General features: G+C 72.9%; 14 protein-coding genes. 10 read left to right on the top strand and 4 right to left on the bottom strand.

Going from position 1 to position 15,929, the window contains the following annotated elements; translation table 11 throughout:
* Window positions 1–512: 512 nt before the first annotated feature.
* Together AB0C38_RS06770 and AB0C38_RS06765 are read right to left on the bottom strand one after the other, a co-directional pair.
* Entirely contained in the window at window positions 513–1,715 is a 1,203-nt protein-coding gene (locus tag AB0C38_RS06770) for an ROK family transcriptional regulator (RefSeq protein ID WP_360667699.1), read from the bottom strand.
* Between the two features lie 31 nt (window positions 1,716–1,746).
* Window positions 1,747–1,953, bottom strand: a complete 207-nt coding sequence (locus AB0C38_RS06765; protein ID WP_360667696.1) for a hypothetical protein — start codon at window positions 1,951–1,953, stop codon at window positions 1,747–1,749.
* Window positions 1,954–2,104: 151 nt separating this feature from the next.
* Here AB0C38_RS06765 and AB0C38_RS06760 point away from each other — a divergent pair, with 151 nt between their 5' ends.
* The gene (locus AB0C38_RS06760; RefSeq protein ID WP_360667693.1) at window positions 2,105–3,922 is read left to right on the top strand and encodes an arabinofuranosidase catalytic domain-containing protein; all 1,818 of its coding nucleotides are present in this window, start codon (window positions 2,105–2,107) and stop codon (window positions 3,920–3,922) included.
* Window positions 3,923–3,962: 40 nt separating this feature from the next.
* Here the strand turns inward: AB0C38_RS06760 and AB0C38_RS06755 are convergent, their stop codons facing one another.
* Together AB0C38_RS06755 and AB0C38_RS06750 are read right to left on the bottom strand one after the other, a co-directional pair.
* Window positions 3,963–4,430, bottom strand: coding sequence for a cupin domain-containing protein (locus tag AB0C38_RS06755; protein ID WP_360667690.1), 468 nt, complete (start codon window positions 4,428–4,430; stop codon window positions 3,963–3,965).
* The gene (locus AB0C38_RS06750; protein ID WP_360667687.1) at window positions 4,427–7,135 is read right to left on the bottom strand and encodes a BTAD domain-containing putative transcriptional regulator; all 2,709 of its coding nucleotides are present in this window, start codon (window positions 7,133–7,135) and stop codon (window positions 4,427–4,429) included. The genes AB0C38_RS06755 and AB0C38_RS06750 overlap by 4 nt, the downstream gene beginning before the upstream one ends.
* Before the next feature lie 247 nt (window positions 7,136–7,382).
* Here AB0C38_RS06750 and AB0C38_RS06745 point away from each other — a divergent pair, with 247 nt between their 5' ends.
* The 9 genes from AB0C38_RS06745 to AB0C38_RS06705 all read left to right on the top strand — a co-directional run bounded on the left by AB0C38_RS06745 (window position 7,383) and on the right by AB0C38_RS06705 (window position 15,928).
* Window positions 7,383–8,288 (top strand): LysR family transcriptional regulator, encoded by a 906-nt coding sequence (locus AB0C38_RS06745; RefSeq protein ID WP_360667684.1) that lies wholly within the window; start codon window positions 7,383–7,385, stop codon window positions 8,286–8,288.
* 74 nt (window positions 8,289–8,362) lie between these two features.
* Window positions 8,363–9,706: an MmgE/PrpD family protein gene (locus AB0C38_RS06740; RefSeq protein WP_360667681.1), complete on the top strand. Its 1,344-nt coding sequence runs from the start codon at window positions 8,363–8,365 to the stop codon at window positions 9,704–9,706.
* Window positions 9,703–10,299, top strand: coding sequence for an MmgE/PrpD family protein (locus AB0C38_RS06735; RefSeq protein ID WP_360667678.1), 597 nt, complete (start codon window positions 9,703–9,705; stop codon window positions 10,297–10,299). Before AB0C38_RS06740 ends, AB0C38_RS06735 begins: the two co-directional genes overlap by 4 nt.
* Before the next feature lie 66 nt (window positions 10,300–10,365).
* On the top strand, window positions 10,366–10,884 hold the full coding sequence (locus tag AB0C38_RS06730; protein ID WP_360667675.1) for a tripartite tricarboxylate transporter TctB family protein: 519 nt from the start codon (window positions 10,366–10,368) through the stop codon (window positions 10,882–10,884).
* A 24-nt stretch (window positions 10,885–10,908) separates the two neighbouring features.
* Window positions 10,909–12,423, top strand: coding sequence for a tripartite tricarboxylate transporter permease (locus tag AB0C38_RS06725; protein ID WP_360667672.1), 1,515 nt, complete (start codon window positions 10,909–10,911; stop codon window positions 12,421–12,423).
* Window positions 12,424–12,433: 10 nt separating this feature from the next.
* Entirely contained in the window at window positions 12,434–13,423 is a 990-nt protein-coding gene (locus tag AB0C38_RS06720) for a tripartite tricarboxylate transporter substrate binding protein (RefSeq protein ID WP_360667669.1), read from the top strand.
* Between the two features lie 11 nt (window positions 13,424–13,434).
* Entirely contained in the window at window positions 13,435–14,781 is a 1,347-nt protein-coding gene (locus tag AB0C38_RS06715) for an MmgE/PrpD family protein (protein WP_360667666.1), read from the top strand.
* On the top strand, window positions 14,778–15,458 hold the full coding sequence (locus AB0C38_RS06710; protein WP_360667663.1) for an SDR family NAD(P)-dependent oxidoreductase: 681 nt from the start codon (window positions 14,778–14,780) through the stop codon (window positions 15,456–15,458). The genes AB0C38_RS06715 and AB0C38_RS06710 overlap by 4 nt, the downstream gene beginning before the upstream one ends.
* A 140-nt stretch (window positions 15,459–15,598) precedes the next feature.
* A complete protein-coding gene (locus AB0C38_RS06705) occupies window positions 15,599–15,928 on the top strand; it encodes a PadR family transcriptional regulator (protein WP_360667660.1) in 330 nt (109 codons plus the stop codon).
* The last annotated feature ends 1 nt before the right edge of the window (window position 15,929 follow it).

The following is a 15,929-nucleotide window of genomic DNA, read 5'->3' as shown; positions in this document are numbered from 1 at the left end:
CTTTGTCACTCAGGAGGCGAAAGTAGGGTGACTCCAGTCACCCGTCAAGGTGACGAAGCCGCGTTAAGTCCGGTTTTCACCCGGATAGACGCGTCGATCCGTGCAGACTTTCGCTTCGTAAGTGCGAAAGTGTGCTTCAGTCGAGCACTACGGTGGAGGCTTGTTCAGCGACGGAGGGTGAGAGTTCGGGTCGTCCCCGATGCAGTGAATGACTCATTCCTGGCGTCCGGACGACCGGGTGGCGGTCGCGCGGCTGTGGTGCCGTGAATGACCCATTCACCTCATCCGACGACAGGAACGAGTCATTCACTGCGTTCGGAGCCGCGGCTCGGCCGTGCCCGGGGTACCGGTGCGCCGGGGTGATCGCGCGCTTGGAGGTCATGAAAGACCCTTTCACCTCGTCCGACGCGGTGAAAGGGTCTTTCATGACCTCCGGCGCCACCCGACTTGGCCGGGCCCCTGGCGCTGCGGCGCGGTGAAAGGGTCGTTCATGACGTCCGGGCCGGGCGCGGTCAGCTGCTGAGCGTGAAGGCCCGGTCGGTCGCGGACCAGGCCGCTCCGATCACACCCGCCGTCTCGCCGAGCTCCGACAGCACGATCGGGAGGTTGCCCGTGGCCAGCGGGAGCGAGCGCCGGTACACCGCGCTGCGGACCTCGGCCAGCAGCTGGTGCCCGAGCTGGGCCACGCCGCCGCCGATCACCACCATGCCCGGGTTGAGGAAGCTGACCAGCGACGCGACGACGTGCCCGAGCCGGCGGCCGCCGTCGCGGATCAGGTTGACCGCGCCGAAGTCGCCCGCCGCCGCCGCGCGGCCCACGTCGCGGGCGGTGACCACGCCGCGCTCGGCCGCCACCTCGGCGAGGTGGGCCGAGCGGCCGCTGCGGGCCAGTGCCAGGCCGTCGCGGGCCAGCGCGGCCCCGCCGAAGTAGGCCTCCAGGCAGCCGACCTCGCCGCAGGCGCAGGTCGGGCCGAAGTCGTCGAGCCGGATGTGCCCGATGTCGCCCGCCGTGCCGGCGACCCCGCGGTACACCTTGCCGCCCAGCACGATCCCGCAGCCGATCCCGGTGCCGATCTTGACGAACATCAGGTCGTCGGTCGATCGCGCGACCCCGGCGTGCCGCTCCCCGAGGGCCATCGCGTTGACGTCGTTGTCCACCGCGACCGGGCAGCCCCAGAGGCCGCCCAGGTGGTCCCGCACGTTGAACCGGTCCCAGCCGGGCATGATCGGCGGTGCGACCGCCATCCCCTCGGCGAAGCTGACCGGCCCCGGGAGCCCGATGCCCGCCGCGACCAGCCGGCCGGGTGCCTCGTCCCGCACCTTCGCCGCGAGCTCGGCGACCCGCCGCAGCACCGGGTGTGGCCCCTGCCGGACGTCGCAGTCCTCGACGGCGTGCGCGAGAACCTCGCACGATGCGTCGGTCACGGCCACGCCGACCGACGTCGCGCCGACGTCCACCGCGAGCACCCGCAGCTCGCCCGCGAGCCGGACCAGCGTCGACCGCCGCCCGCCGCGGCTGGCCGAGGGCCCCGCGGTTTCGACGAGCCCGACCTCGTCGAGCCGGGCCACCTCGGCCCCGACGCGGGCGCGCGGCAGCTCGAGCCGCTCCCCCAGCTCGACCCGCGACATCGGGCCCTCGTCCCGCAGCAGGGTGAGCAGCCGAGTCTGGTGCCGGGTTTCGACCATCGAGTGCTCCGTGCCGGATGCCACGCTCATTCGCCTCAGCCTAGTGCGTGGGTGCCGTCGCTCAGCCGAGCGACGGGCCGGTGACCAGGGGGACGTCGCGCGCCGGGGCGACCGGATCCCGGCGCCACCCTCCGGCGGCGACCGACCGCCGGCGGGCGAGTTGCCCGGAAAGTCCGGTCCGGTCCGCGTTTCCCGCGCCCCACAACGGATCCCCGCCCGATGGGCCGTCCGGGTGCACCACCACCGATCCCGCAGTGGACTGGACCATCGGTACCTCGTGCACTGTTGACACGGCCGAGAACGCGGCCATACCCTCGCCCCATCCCGTCCGATTCTCTCGCGCTCCCCTTCTCTCCTGGAAATACAACGTTGTAAAAATCCACGCAGGTTGCTGACCTGCGGTTTGAGAGTGAGGTCCCGTGCTACGCGGTCGAAGTCTCCTCGCCACCCTCGCCACCACCCTGCTCGTCCTCGGGACGATGCTCGGCCTGAGCACCGCCGCGCAGGCCGCCGGTCCCCTGCCGTGCGACATCTACGGCTCCGCCGGCACCCAGTGCGTCGCCGCGCACAGCACCACGCGTGCCCTCTATGCGGCCTACGCCGGCAACCTCTACCGCGTGCAGCGCGCCTCCGACCGCGCCGAGACGAACATCGGCCTGCTCGCCGCCGGCGGGTACGCCAACGCCGCCGCGCAGGACTCGTTCTGCGCCGGCACCACCTGCACCATCACGGTGATCTACGACCAGTCCCCGCGCCACAACGACCTCACCGTCGAAGGCCCCGGCACCGCGGGCGGGCAGGACGTCGCCGCGATCGCGTCCGCCCTGCCGGTGACCGCCGGCGGGCACAAGGTCTACGGCGTCTACGTCTCCCCCGGCACCGGGTACCGGCACTACGTCGGCGCCGGCGTCGCGGTCAACGGCCAGCCCGAAGGCATGTACATGGTCGCCAGCGGCACGCACGTCAACGGCGGCTGCTGCTTCGACTACGGCAACGTCGAGGCGCAGATCGCCGACACCGGCAACGGCCACATGGACGCCGTCAACCTCGGCACCACGTGCTACTTCCCGCCCTGCAGCGGGATCGGCCCGTGGGTGGCGGGCGACCTCGAAAACGGGCTGTTCCAAGGGAACCGCTCCAACACCGCCAACCGCGGCAACGCCACCCCGTTCGTCACCGCGCTGCTGAAGAACAACGGCCAGACCACCTTCGCGCTCAAGGGCGGCAACTCCCAGAGCGGCGGCCTCACCACCTGGTACAACGGCGCGCTGCCCTCGGGCGGGTACACGCCGATGCACCAGGAGGGCTCGATCGTGCTCGGCACCGGCGGCGACAACAGCAACGCGTCCATCGGCTCGTTCTTCGAAGGCGTGATGACCGCGGGCTACCCGACCGACGCCGCGGACGACGCCGTCCAGGCCAACGTGGTCTCCGTCGGGTACTCCGGCAGCACGGGCACACCCCCTTACGCGGCCACGGTTTCCGGCCCCGGCGGCAAGTGCCTCGACGTCGCCGGCGACGACACCGGCGGCAACAGCACGGCGGTGCAGCTGTGGGACTGCCAGGCGAACGCGTCCGACCAGCACTGGGCGCACAACGCGGACTCCTCACTGTCCACTTTGGGCCGCTGCCTCGACGTCACCGGCAACGGCACGGCGAACGGCGCGCTGCTGGAGCTGTGGGACTGCAACGGCGTCGGCGGCCAGAAGTGGGTGCAGCAGGCCGACGGCTCGCTGCGCAACCCGCAGTCCGGCCGCTGCGTCGACGCCCCCAACGGCGCCACCGCCAACGGGACCCGGCTGCAGCTGTGGGACTGCACCGGCGCCGCGGCGCAGAAGTTCTCCGTCACCGGCGGCGGCCCGGTCACCGGCCCCGGCGGCAAGTGCGTCGACGTGGCCGGCGACGACCACGGCGTGAACGGGACCGGCGTGCAGCTGTGGGACTGCCAGTCCTTCGCGGTGGACCAGCACTGGTTCCACCTGTCGAGCGGCGCGCTGCGCACCCTGGGCCGCTGCCTCGACATCGTCGGCAACGGCACGGCGAACGGCGCCCAGGTCGAGCTGTGGGACTGCAACGGTGTCGGCGGCCAGGCGTGGACGCAACAGGCCGACGGCTCCCTGCGCAACCCGCAGTCCGGCCGCTGCCTCGACTCCCCGAACGGCGCGACGGGCAACGGCACGCGGCTGCGGATCTGGGACTGCAACGGGTCCGCGGCCCAGCGGTTCCCGCTGATCTGACCACGGCCCGGTGGGGATCTCGCGGTCCCCACCGGGCGGGTCAGGCGCCTTCCACCGCACCCGGCGGCAGGAAGTCGACGTCGTGCAGCGCCGAGAGCCGGACCACCTCGGCCGGGTCCGCGAGGTCGTGCAGCCGGTCGAACAGCTGCGCGAGCCGTCCGGCCGGGCTCACCCAGAACAGTGCGCGGGTGAGGCCCTCGCCGCGGTTGTAGTAGGCGTGCGGCAAGCCTTTCGGCATCCGGACGGTGTCGCCGGGCCCCGCGGTCTCCCACTCGCCGTCGAGGTAAAGGGTGAACACGCCTTCCAGGACGTAGATGTGCTCGTCCTGGGTCGGGTGCACGTGCGGCGGGACGCCGGTGCCGGGCGGGTCGAGCGTCTCGAACGCGAAGCTCGACTCGCTCGCGGCCTTCATCGAGTAGGTGTGGCCGAGCACGTTCCACACCTTCCCTTCGCCTGCGGGCGTGATGCCCCTCGGCAGCGGGCCCAGCACGATTTCCTCGCCGTTCATCGAACCTCCTGCTCGTCGTGGCCGGCCGCGGCCAGCCGTTCCTGGACGCGGGCGTGGCGGAACTGGTAGACGCCGCCGGTCTGCCGGAGGACACCGCGGCGGTGGGCGTCGTCGAGGAAGTGCATGAGCCGCCAGGGAAGGCGCCCGGTCGCGGCGAGCCAGACGTGGTGGACGAAGTAGTTGCCCCAGGCGCGCGTCACCAGGACCACCAGGCCGATGCCGCCGCCGAAGAAGAGGCCGACCACGACCGGCAGCACCGGGTTCGTCGCCGCCGGGAACACCTGGCCGCCGGCGATCACGCCCGCCAGGCCGTAGCACACGGCGGCGACGCCGCGGGCCATGAACCACCCGAACGACGCGCCCGCGACCCCGCCGGCGATGCCCAGCGCCACGTCGTACCGGCCGCCCAGCACCGGCAGGAACCGCGTCTGCGCGGTGAACGCGAACGCCATCCCGTCGAACAGTCCCAAGGACACGAAGAAGGAGGCGGTCAGCGCGATCGCGCCGGTCCGCTCGTTGCGCAGGATCGTCCCCGGGCTCGACACGCGGCTGGCGTCGACCGGTTTCGCGAGCCAGACGTGCACCGCGAACACCAGGCCGAACACGAGCGCCAGGAACACGACCAGGCCGGTGGCCAGCGACCAGCCCAAGCCGAGCAGAACGCCGACGACGGCACCGATCGCGAAGCGGCCGGCGAACTTCCGGGTGGCTCCGGCGAAGCGCAGTTCGGTGCGCAGCGGCTCCGGCGGACGCCCGAAGCGGTGGGTCAGGTAGCCGGCGCCGCCGAACGAGAGGCCGTAGATCGCGGCCAGCGCCGGGCCGTCGTCGAGCCAGCCGGCGACGACGAAGAACACGGCGATCAGCACGCCGACCAGGCTCGCCCGGGTTCGCGTGGGCACCGCCCGGTACAGCTGCCACCAGGCCAGGTCGCGGCTGCGAGCCCGGTCGAGGTGCCGGGCCAGGAATCCCAGCCAGCGGGTCGCCTGCGCCGCGGTGTACCGCCCGGACGGGCTGGTCTTCGGGTTCCGCCCCGGCGGCTGCGGGACCTGCGCGTAGGCGTTGGGGACGAACGAGTCGAGCAGCTGCCCTTCGAGCGCTCCCGCGTCTTCGGCGGCGAGCAGCTCCGCGGGATCCGCGCCGGCCCGGCCGTAGCCGATCCGCGCGAGGTCGACCATCAACGGCGTCCGCAGCACCCGGGCCAGCGGTGCGTCCGGATCCCGGCGGAGCCGGTCGGCCACGGGCAGCCAGCGGTCGCTCCCCCGCGCCGAGAGATACGTGAGCGCCTCCTGCCGGGCGACGGGTTCGAGCCGCACCACGGTCGCGGCGCCCAGCACCGTGCCGGCTTCGCGCGTGACCTGCTCGTACTCGGCCGATCGGCAGGTCAGCACCAGTGCCCGGCCCACCGCCACGGCCTGGTCCAATGCGTCGAGCGCCGCGACGCGCAGGTCGGTCGGCATCTCGTCGAGGCCGTCGAGGACCGGGACGACGTGGCCGCCGAGGACGAGCCGCGTGGGGGCGTCGGGTCCGTACTCCCGGGCGTTGAGCAGGGCCGGGTGGTTGTCGGCGAGCCGGCCCGCCAGCCAGCGGTCGAGGTGTTCCCGCCGCGGATCCCAGGAGGCCAGCGAAAGCAGGACCGGGACCGGGGTCCCCGGGGCGCGGGTGCGCAGCAGCTCCAGCGTCAGCATCAGGGCGAGCACCGACTTGCCGGAGCCGGGGTCGCCGAGCACGACCAGCTGCCGCACCGGCAACGCTTCGAAGGTCTCCGCGATGTCGTCGAGGTCGCCGCGCAGCGCCGGCTTTCCCGGCCGCGCGACCGCCGACCAGCGCAGGACGATCGGCTGCGGCCGGTGCAGCGACCGCAGCTCGGCTTCGGCGCGCCACTGCCACGTGACGGCTTCGGCCAGCTCGGTGACCGCGCGGTCGAAGTGGTGCGCCGGCGGCCCGGGGTCGGGGGCCGCGGCCACGGCATCGGGCGTGGCCTCGGCGAGGAGCTGCTCGTGGAGCCGCCGCAGATCCGGGTTCGGGTCGACGCCGAGCTCGTCGGCCAGCCGCCGGCGCAGGCCGTGGAACAGCGTCGAGGCCTCGGCATAGCGGCCCTCCTTCGCGAGGGCTCGCATCAGGAGCAGGTGGGACTGCTCGCGCATCGGGTGCTCGCCGCAGAACTCGGTCAGCTCGCGGACGACCTCACCCGTTTCGCCCAGCCGCAGCTGCCATTCGGCACCGAGCTCCACGGCGTCGGCGCGCTGGTCGTCGAGCACCGCCGCGCGGCCGGCCAGCGTGGTCGTCCGCAGCCCGTCGAGCGCCGGGCCCCGCCACAGGGCGAGGGCGTTGCGGATCTCCGCGACGGCGTCGACGAGTTTCGCCTGCCCGGCGAGCCCGCGCGCGGCCGCGACGTGACGGCGGAACCGGAGCGAGTCGAGGTCGTCGCTGCCGGTCTGCAACCGGTACCCGGGACCGTCGGTGACGATCGACTCGCCGGCCTCGCCGAGCCGGCTCCGCAGGGCCGAGACGCAGTTGCGCACCTGCTTCACGGCCGTCGCGGGCGGCTCGTCCTCCCAGAGCGCGTCGATCATGCGCTCCACCGGGACGACCGAGTTGGGGTTGAGCAGCAGGACGGCGAGCGCGCGCTGCTGGCGCGGGCTCGCGAGGCTGACCCGGTCCCCGTACGCCCGCACTTCCAGCGTCCCGAGAATCCGGAACCTCATCGCATCCCCCCTCGTCCTCCAGGCTAGCGCCCGGCGCCCGGCTCCGAAACGCGCAGGTGGAGCCCTCGATGCCGGCGCGAGGACGAAACGAGGACGGGCTCCGGAACCCTAGGGGCACGGTGAAAGAGGGGGACTGCCGGGGCGACCCGGTGGCGGGCGCGTCGTTGGGGGTCGCGCCCACCACCGGGACCGCCGGCGCTCATCGTCCACAAGAGACAACGGCGGACCCGGCGAGTAGAACTGACGGGTGATCGACGGTGTAGACGACGTGTCCTTCCACGACCTCGAGATCTTCCTCGCCTTCGCCCGGCACGAGCACTTCGCCCGCGCCGGCGAGGATCTCGGCATCAGCACCGCGACCGTGCAGCGCAGCGTGCGCGGACTGGAGCGGAAGCTGGGCGTCGACCTGCTCGAACAGGCCGGCCGGCGGGTCCGGCTGCGGCACGCCGGGCACATCCTGGTGCAGGAGGCGAGCACCGTCCTGCGGGCCCGCTCGGACGCCGTCGCCACGACCCGCGCCGAGTCCGGCGATCCACAGCAGGTGCTGCGGATCGCCCACACCTACTCGCTCGGGCTCGGGTTCGTGCCGACGGTGCTGGCCCGGGTCCTCCAGCTGCACCCCGAGCTGCGGTTCCGCTGCCACCAGACGTCGGCGACGGAGGTGGTGACGCACCTGCTGCGCGGCGACGCCGACGTGCTCTTCGGCTCCACCCCGCCGACCGACCCGGACATCGTGGTGCTGCCGCTGTTCACCGAGCCGCTGCTGCTGGCGGTGCCGGTGGGCGACCCGCTCGCCGAGCTGGGCTCGGTGTCCCTGCGGAAGGCGCGGGACCGGCCGTTCGTCGCGATGGCGCCCGGGTCCAGCAGCCGCACCCACATGGCCAACGCGTGCGCCCGCGCCGGGTTCGTGCCGCGGATCTCGGTGGAGGGCAGCGACCCCTTCGTCGTCGAGTCGATGGTGGGCGCCGGCCTGGGCGTGTCGGTGGTGCCGGGCCGGATGGCCGATCACCACCACCCGCGGGTGGCGCGGGTCCCGATCGACGACGAGGCGGGCCGCCGGACGATCTTCCTGGCGCACCCGAAGAAGTCGGCCGTCGGGGCCATGGTGCAGGCGCTCGCCCGGGTCGCCGTCGCGCAGGGCGCCGACGTCTGATCATTGCGTCAAACGCAACGGTCCGGTGGGGAGTTGGCGTTGTTCGGGCCGGTGGCGCGCTGGATGCTCCCCGCATGCCATTCGCACCAACACAGGTCTTCTGCACGAACGTGCGGAAGGCGGCGGACGCCCCGCTCCCCGACGCGGTGTCGCGTGCCGCGCGGCGCAGCCTCTTCAACGTGCTCGGCACGGCGATCGGCGCGGCCCGGACCGAGGCCGTCGCGGCCCTGATCGCCACGGCGGAGGAGCTCGGCGCGACCGGCGCCGTCCCGGTCCCCGGCCGCCGGGAGTCCCTGGACCCGGAGTGGGCCGCGATCGTCACCGGCACCGCCGCTCACCTCGACGACTTCGACGACACCCACCTCGCCACGGTGATCCACCCCGGCGCGGCCGTGCTCGCCGCGGTGCTCGCGCTCGCCCCCGAGACGCGGCCCGACGGCTCCGCCGTCTTGACGGCGTTCGCGCTCGGCTGCGAGGCGCAGCTGCGGATCGGCGTCGCGATCTCGCCCAGCCACTACGACCGCGGCTGGCACATCACCGGCACCTGCGGGGTGTTCGGCGCGGCCGTCGCCGCCGGGTACCTGCTCGGTCTGGACGCCGAGCGGCTCGGCCACGCGCTGGGGATCGCGTCGACCGGCACGCTGGGCCACCGCGAGGCCTTCGGCTCGATGACGAAGCCCCTGCACCCCGGCAAGGCCGCCGCGGTGGGCGTGTCCGCGGCCCGGCTGGCCGCCGCCGGGCTCACCGCGCCCGAGGACCCGCTCGGTCCCGGCGGGGTGCTGCCGGTGTTCTCCGAGCCCGTCTACGACGAGCTGCAGCGTGGCTGGGACGCCACCTGGGAGCTGGAGTACAACGCGTTCAAGCCGTACCCGTGCGGGATCGTGGCGCACCCGGCGATCGACGCGGCCGTCGGCGCCTCCCCCGCGGTCGGTGACCCGGGCGCGATCACGGCGGTCGAGCTCACCTGCCACCCGCTGGTGCCGGAGCTGATGGGCCGCCTGCAGCCCGCCGACGGCTTGCAGGCCCGGTTCAGCGCGCGGCACGCGGCGGCCGTCGGACTGCTCGACGGCGAGGTCGGGCTGCGGCAGTTCTCCGACGAGCGGGCGGTCGAGGCGGACGTCACGCGGCTGCGGGCGCTGATCCAACTCGTGCCGTCGCCGGACTGCCCGCGCGACTCGGCGACGATCCGCGTCGCGCGTGCCGGCGCCGAGCCGGTGGTGGTCCACGTCGAGCACGCACGCGGCAGCGCGGACCGCCCACTGACCGACGACGAGCTGTTCACCAAGGTGGACCGACTGGTGGAACCGGTGCTGGGCGCCGGGGCGGCCCGGAAGATCCTGGCCGCCGTCGACGGTCTGGCCGGCGCGCCCGGGCTCGACGCGGTGATCGAAGCGGTGCGACCGGAGGTGGCGAAGTGATCGGGACGGACGCGGTGCTGGAACTGGTGCACGCACCGGTCGGCGAGCAGGCGGTCCGCACGGCGGACGGGGCGTTGGCGAAGGTACGAGCTGCTGAGCCGGAGCCTCTTTTGCGCGTCGGCGTGTCGGCTTCGTCGACGACCGGCCGCGCTTGGCTCTTCGGCGCGGCGGCTTCGCGGACTTCGGTCGAATGGGCCGCGGTCGTCGCGGCCGTCCTCGCTTTGGACGCCGGCGCCGAAGCGGTGGCCGCCGGTTCCGCGGCCGCCCGGACGGTGGCCGAAGCGCTGGGACCACCGCACGTCGCGGCGGGCTGGTGCCTGGAGACGACGGCGGGCGTGGTCGGCGCCGCCGCGGCGGCCGCACGCGTGCTCGGCTTGCGGGACAAGGCGGTGCGCTACGCGATCGGGATCGCGGCGACGCAGGCGTCGGGCCTGGAGGCCGTGCGCGGGACGCAGCTGGGCGCGGTGCAGGTCGCCCGCGCCGCGGCGGCGGGGGTCGAGGCGGCATTGCTGGCCCGCAACGGTTTCACGGCCGCCGAGGACCCCCTGGCGGGCCGGCGCGGGATGTACGCGCTGATGTCGGCACCGCGGTAGCGGAGGGAGAAGACGGTGAGCATCGAGGAACCGGCACCAGACGGTCCGATCAGAACAGAGCTGCCCGTGACCGAGGAGATTCGTGGTCCGGCGGAAGAGGCACGGCCCCGGCCGGACCGCCACGCGATCGGGCAGCTGACCTTCGGGATCATCTCGGTCGCGGTCGGCGTCGCCGCGCTGATCGACGCCGCCGGGCTGGCCAAGTTCGGCAAGAGCGGGCAGCCCGGGCCCGGCCTGTTCCCGGACATCGTCGCCGCCCTGCTGGTCGTGCTCGGGGCGTGGCTCGCGATCCTCACCGTCGTCCGGCCCACCCGGGCCGAGCCGGTCGAAGAGCCCGTCGAACCGGGTGGGTTCAAGCGCGCCGCCACCGTATGGCTCGCCTTCGTCGTCTCGATCCCGCTGCTCGTCCTCTTCGGCTTCGCCCCCGCGATGGCCGCGCTGGTCGCCTTTCTGGTCTTCGGCGTCGAACGGATCCGGGGCTTCCGGCCGGTGCTCGCCGTCGTGCTCGTGCCCGCCGTCGTCTACCTGCTCTTCTCCGTCGTCCTCGGGGTCGACCTGCCCGAGTCCGTCCTCTTCCCCGTCTGAGCCCCGGTCTCAAAGGAGAGTTCCATGGGCGCACTGAACAACCTGATCGACGGCTTCGCCGCCGCGCTGACCCCGACGAACCTGTTCTGGGTCGCGGTCGGCGTCGTCGTCGGGACGCTCGTCGGCATCCTGCCCGGCCTCGGCCCGCCGGCCACCCTGGCCATCCTGCTGCCGCTGACCACGAGCCTCGAACCGGCCACCGGCCTGATCCTGATGGCCGGCATCTACCACGGCGCGAAGTTCGCCGGCTCGACCACGGCGATCCTGCTGAACATCCCGACGGAACCGTCGTCGGTGGTGCTCTGCATCGACGGCCACGAGCTCGCGAAGAAAGGCCGGGCCGGACCCGCGATGGGGATGTCGGCCATCTCCGGCTTCATCGCCAGCACGGTCGGCGTCGTCGCGCTGACGTTCGCCGCGCCGCTCGTCGCCCAGCTCGCCGTCGACTTCGGCCCGCCGGAGTACGCCGCGCTGATGGCGTTCGCGCTGCTGCTGGTGATCATGATGGCCAGCGAGTCCCCGTTGAAGGGCTTCATCTCCATGGGCCTGGGGCTGCTGCTGTCCACTGTGGGCATCGACCTGTTCACCGGCCAGCAACGGCTCACCTTCGGCAGCGTGACGATGTCGGACGGCATCGAGTTCATCACGCTGTCCGTGGGCCTGTTCGCCGTCGCGGAGGTGCTGATCAACGTCGAGAAGGCCTCCGGCAGGCCCCTGTTCACCATGCCGTCGAAGTTCCGCGAGCTGCTGCCCACCCGCGCCGACCTGCGCCAGAGCCGGGGCGCCATCGGGCTGGGGTCGGTGCTCGGCTTCCTGGTCGGCGCGCTGCCCGGCGGCGGCTCGACCGTCGCGTCCTTCCTGTCCTACACGCTGGTCAAGCGCACCTCGCGGACGCCGGAGCGGTTCGGCAAGGGCGCCATGGAAGGCGTCGCCGGGCCGGAGGCGGCGAACAACTCCGAGTCCGGCGGCGCGATGATCCCGCTGCTCAGCCTCGGCCTGCCCGGTACCGCGAGCACGGCCGTGATGCTCGCCGCGCTGCTGCTGTACGGCCTGCAGCCCGGGCCGCTGCTGTTCACCGAGCACCCGGAGATCGGCTGGCCGGTGATCGCCAGCCTCTACATCGGCAACGTCGCACTGCTGATCCTGAACCTGCCGATGATCCCGATCTGGGTGAAGCTGCTGAAGGTGCCGTACTGGGTGCTCTACCCGGCGATCCTGGTGCTGGCCGTGGTCGGCGTGTTCAGCATCCGCAGCTCCATGTTCGACGTCGTGCTGCTCGCCTTCTTCGGTCTGGTCGGGTTCGCCTTCCGGAAGCTGGGGGTGCCGGCGGCGCCGATGCTGATGGCGTTCGTGCTGGGGCCGATGGCGGAGAACGCCGTGCGCCAGTCGCTGGTGCTGTCGAAGAACAGCCCGCTGATCTTCGTGCAGCGGCCCATCGCCGCGATCATCCTCGGCGTGGCCGCGCTGGCCGCGATCACCCTGGCCATCACCGGAAAACGGCGCCGCGCCGCGGTTCGGCACCCCGTGGCGTCCCTCTGAAGGAGATCCGATGCGCACGTATTTCAGGCTGGGCGCCGGCCTCGCGGCGGCGGTCCTCGTGCTCGGCGGCTGCGGGATCGCGCAGCGGCACTCCGCGAACGGGGTGCCCAGCCGGACCGAAGCCGTCGTCCACACCGGACCCGGCGGCGGCAGCGACGTCTTCGCCCGCCAGGTCGTCAAGATGCTCCAGGGCGACAAGCTGATCGACGCCAACTGGCCGGTCCGCAACGAGACCGCGGGCTCCGGCATCGGCGCGATGTCCTACCTCAAGAGCCGCCGCGGCCGCGAAGACACCGTCGCGGCCGTCACGCCCACGTGGATCGTCACGCCGCTGACGCTCGACGGGGCCGCGGTGTCGATCTCCGACGTCCGGCCCATCGCGGGCCTGCTCGTCGAACCGCAGGTCATGGCGGTGCGCGCGGACTCGAAGTACGGCACGGCCGCGGACTTCATCGCCGACGCGCACGCCCGGCCCGACACCCTCGTCCAGGTCGGCGGCTCGATCACCGCGACGGACTCCCTGACCGGGCAGGCACTCCAGGCGCGCACGCAGTCCAAGTGGAGCTTCCTCACCTTCGCCGACAGCGGGCAGCGCATCGCCGCGCTGCTGCGCGGTGACGCCCAGATGATGATCGGCTCCACCGGCGACTTCAGCGAGCAGGTGCGCGCCGGGGCGATCCGGGTGGTCGGGGCGGTCGGCGACAAGCGGCTGCCGGCCCTGCCGGACGTCCCGACGCTGGCCGAGGAGGGCGTGCCGAGCCAGGGGCTGCCCGAGGAGTTCCGCGGGTTCGTCGGGCCGCCCGACATGCCCGCGCAGACCGTGACCTATTACCAGGAACTGTTGCGGCGGCTGACTTCCCAGCCGGACTGGCAGAAGTACGCGGCCGAGGACGGCGACGTCACCCGGTTCCTGGACGCCGGCCAGTTCCGGGACTACCTCGGGCAGCAGCAGGCTTCGCTGAAGAAACTGGTGGACCAGCTGGGGCTGGCTTCACACTGAGAAAGAGGGAAATGGTGGACGAGACCCGGTCGCTGTCGGCGTTCGCGTCGGTGCTGGCGTACGAGGACCTGCCCGAGGTGGTGGTGCACGAGGCCCACCGCGCGCTGCTCGACTGGCTGGCGTGCGCGTTCGCGGGGGCGCACGCGGCCGGCACGGACGCGCTGGTGCGGGTGGCCGGCCGCGTCGGTCCCGGAAGCACCACGCTGGTCGGCCGCGGCGAGCGCGCCTCGGCGCCGTTCGCCGCGCTGGTCAACGGGTTCGCTTCGCACGTCGAGGACTACGACGACACGTTCAACCCCGGCGGCACGACCGTGCACGGCTCGGCACCGGTGTGGCCGGTGGTCTTCGCGGCGGCGCAGCAGACGCCGTTCTCCGGGGCGCGGGCGCTGGCCGCGTTCGTCGCCGGGTTCGAGACGGAGACCCGCGTCGGGCTGGCGGCCGGGCCGGAGCACTACGAGGCCGGCTGGCACGTCACCGGCACGACCGGGCACCTCGGGGCGGCGGCCGCGGCGGCCAACCTGTTCCGCCTCGCGCCGGACGTCGCGGCGCAGGCGTTCGGGACGGCGGGCACGCAGGCCGCCGGCCTGAAGAACGTCTACGGCACCGACGGGAAAGCCCTGCACCCCGGGAAAGCCGCGATGGACGGGCTGCTGGCGGGCCTGGCCGCGGCCGAGGGCTTCAGTTCGTCGTCCGACGTGCTGGAGGGTGAGCGCGGGTTCCTGGCGGTGCTCGCGCCGGCACCGAAACCGGACCTGCTCACCGAGGGCCTCGGGCGGACGTGGCACCTGCTCGCCAACGGGTACAAGGCCTACCCGAGCGGCTCGCTCACCCATCCCACGCTCGACGCGATCCGGACTTTGCGCGCCCGTCACGGTTTCACGGCCGGCGAAGTGTCCGAAGTGGAGGCGCAGGTGCACCCCTACGCGGCGACCGTCACCGGGAAGGTGCGGCCCCGGACCGGTCTCGACGCGAAGTTCAGCCTCACCCACGGCGCCGCGGTGGCCCTGGTCGCCGACCGGCCGGGCATCGAGCACTTCACCGACGCCGGCGCGACCGACCCCGTCCTCGCCGAGATGCGGGAGCGCGTCACCGTGGTGGCCGAGCCGACGCTGACCAAACGCGGCGCGGTCGTCACCATCACGACGACCGACGGCCGGCGCTTCACCGAGTCCGTCACGGACAACCGCGGCACCCCGGACAATCCGCTCCCCGACGACGACCTCGCGGAGAAGTTCCTGGACAGCGCCGGCCCCGTGCTGGGCGCTTCCCCGGCCCGGGAGCTGCTGGCCGACTGTTGGCGGGCCGGCGAGCTCGGTGACTTCGCCGCACTGGTCGAGCGGACGGGAGCGGTCTCGTGACCCCGATCGCGATCGTGACGGGCGGCGCGCGCAACCTCGGGCGCGCGATCGCGTTCGCGCTGGCCCGCGACGGGTTCGGCGTGGTGGTCACGGCGGGCTCCGACGTCACGACGGCGCGGCGGACGGCTGAGGAGATCGCCGAGCTGGGCGTCCCGGCGCTGGGTCTGGTCGCCGACGTCGCCGACCCGGCGGCGGTCGCGGACATGGTGGCGCGGGCGGCGGAACTCGGCCCGGTGCGAGCGCTGGTGAACAACGCGGCGCTGCGCACCCGGGTCCCGTTCGAGGAACTGACGGAGGCCGGCTGGGCGGCGGTGCGCTCGGTGACGCTCGACGGCGCGTTCCACTGCGCCCACGCGGTCCTCCCCCACCTGCGCCGGGCGGGCGGCGGCCGGATCGTCTCGATGATCGGCGCGAACGCCCTGCGCGGCGACCCGTCCCGGGTGCACGTCTCGGCCGCCAAGCACGGCGTCATCGGACTGACCAAGGCCCTCGCGGCCGCCTACGCCGGCGAAGGGATCACGGTGAACGCGGTGTCGCCGGGCCGCATGAACACCCCGGACGCGGCGGAGGCGGAGCTGCGCCGCTCCCGGGTGGCGGCGACGGTGGCGTTCCTGGCTTCGGCCGCGGCGGGCCATGTGAACGGGCAGCTGATCCCGGTGGGCCCACCCGAGGTCTGACCGGCGGGAACGACAGCGAGGCCATCGCGGAACCCTCCGCGATGGCCTCACTGTCGTTTCGCGGACTTGCGTCGTCCTCACTATTCAGTGTTACTATGTACCGGTACTCAGCAAGACTGAGTAGTACCGGGAGGCGGTTCATGGGCAAGCAGATGACGGAGATGCTCAAGGGCGTGCTGGAGGGCATCGTCCTGGCGATCCTGGCCGGCCGGTCCGCGTACGGCTACGAGATCACCGCGTGGTTGCGGGAGCAGGGGTTCTCCGACATCGCCGAAGGCACCGTCTACGCGCTGCTGATCAGGATCGAGCGGCGGGGCCTCGTCGACGTGGAGAAGGTCCCGTCCGAAAAGGGGCCGCCGCGCAAGGTGTACGCCGTCAACGCTCAAGGGCGGCAGTACCTCGAGGAGTTCTGGAAGACCTGGGGCTTTCTCTCGGACCGGCTCGAGCAGCTCCACCAAGGAGGGAACTGAC

The sequence above is a fragment of the Amycolatopsis sp. NPDC048633 genome, from assembly GCF_040650695.1.
Lineage (GTDB): Bacteria > Actinomycetota > Actinomycetes > Mycobacteriales > Pseudonocardiaceae > Amycolatopsis.
The sequence above is the reverse complement of the archived record's forward strand: the minus strand, read 5'-3'. Positions and strand labels throughout refer to the sequence as shown.

What these genes read in the sequence shown, in the direction of transcription:
- AB0C38_RS06750 (WP_360667687.1), bottom strand. Translation starts at nt 7,135, where the DNA reads ATGAGGTTCCGGATTCTCGGGACGCTGGAAGTGCGGGCGTACGGGGAC.
- AB0C38_RS06755 (WP_360667690.1), bottom strand. Translation starts at nt 4,430, where the DNA reads ATGAACGGCGAGGAAATCGTGCTGGGCCCGCTGCCGAGGGGCATCACG.
- AB0C38_RS06720 (WP_360667669.1), top strand. Translation starts at nt 12,434, where the DNA reads ATGCGCACGTATTTCAGGCTGGGCGCCGGCCTCGCGGCGGCGGTCCTC.
- AB0C38_RS06725 (WP_360667672.1), top strand. Translation starts at nt 10,909, where the DNA reads ATGGGCGCACTGAACAACCTGATCGACGGCTTCGCCGCCGCGCTGACC.
- AB0C38_RS06765 (WP_360667696.1), bottom strand. Translation starts at nt 1,953, where the DNA reads ATGGTCCAGTCCACTGCGGGATCGGTGGTGGTGCACCCGGACGGCCCA.
- AB0C38_RS06705 (WP_360667660.1), top strand. Translation starts at nt 15,599, where the DNA reads ATGGGCAAGCAGATGACGGAGATGCTCAAGGGCGTGCTGGAGGGCATC.
- AB0C38_RS06770 (WP_360667699.1), bottom strand. Translation starts at nt 1,715, where the DNA reads ATGAGCGTGGCATCCGGCACGGAGCACTCGATGGTCGAAACCCGGCAC.
- AB0C38_RS06715 (WP_360667666.1), top strand. Translation starts at nt 13,435, where the DNA reads ATGGTGGACGAGACCCGGTCGCTGTCGGCGTTCGCGTCGGTGCTGGCG.
- AB0C38_RS06740 (WP_360667681.1), top strand. Translation starts at nt 8,363, where the DNA reads ATGCCATTCGCACCAACACAGGTCTTCTGCACGAACGTGCGGAAGGCG.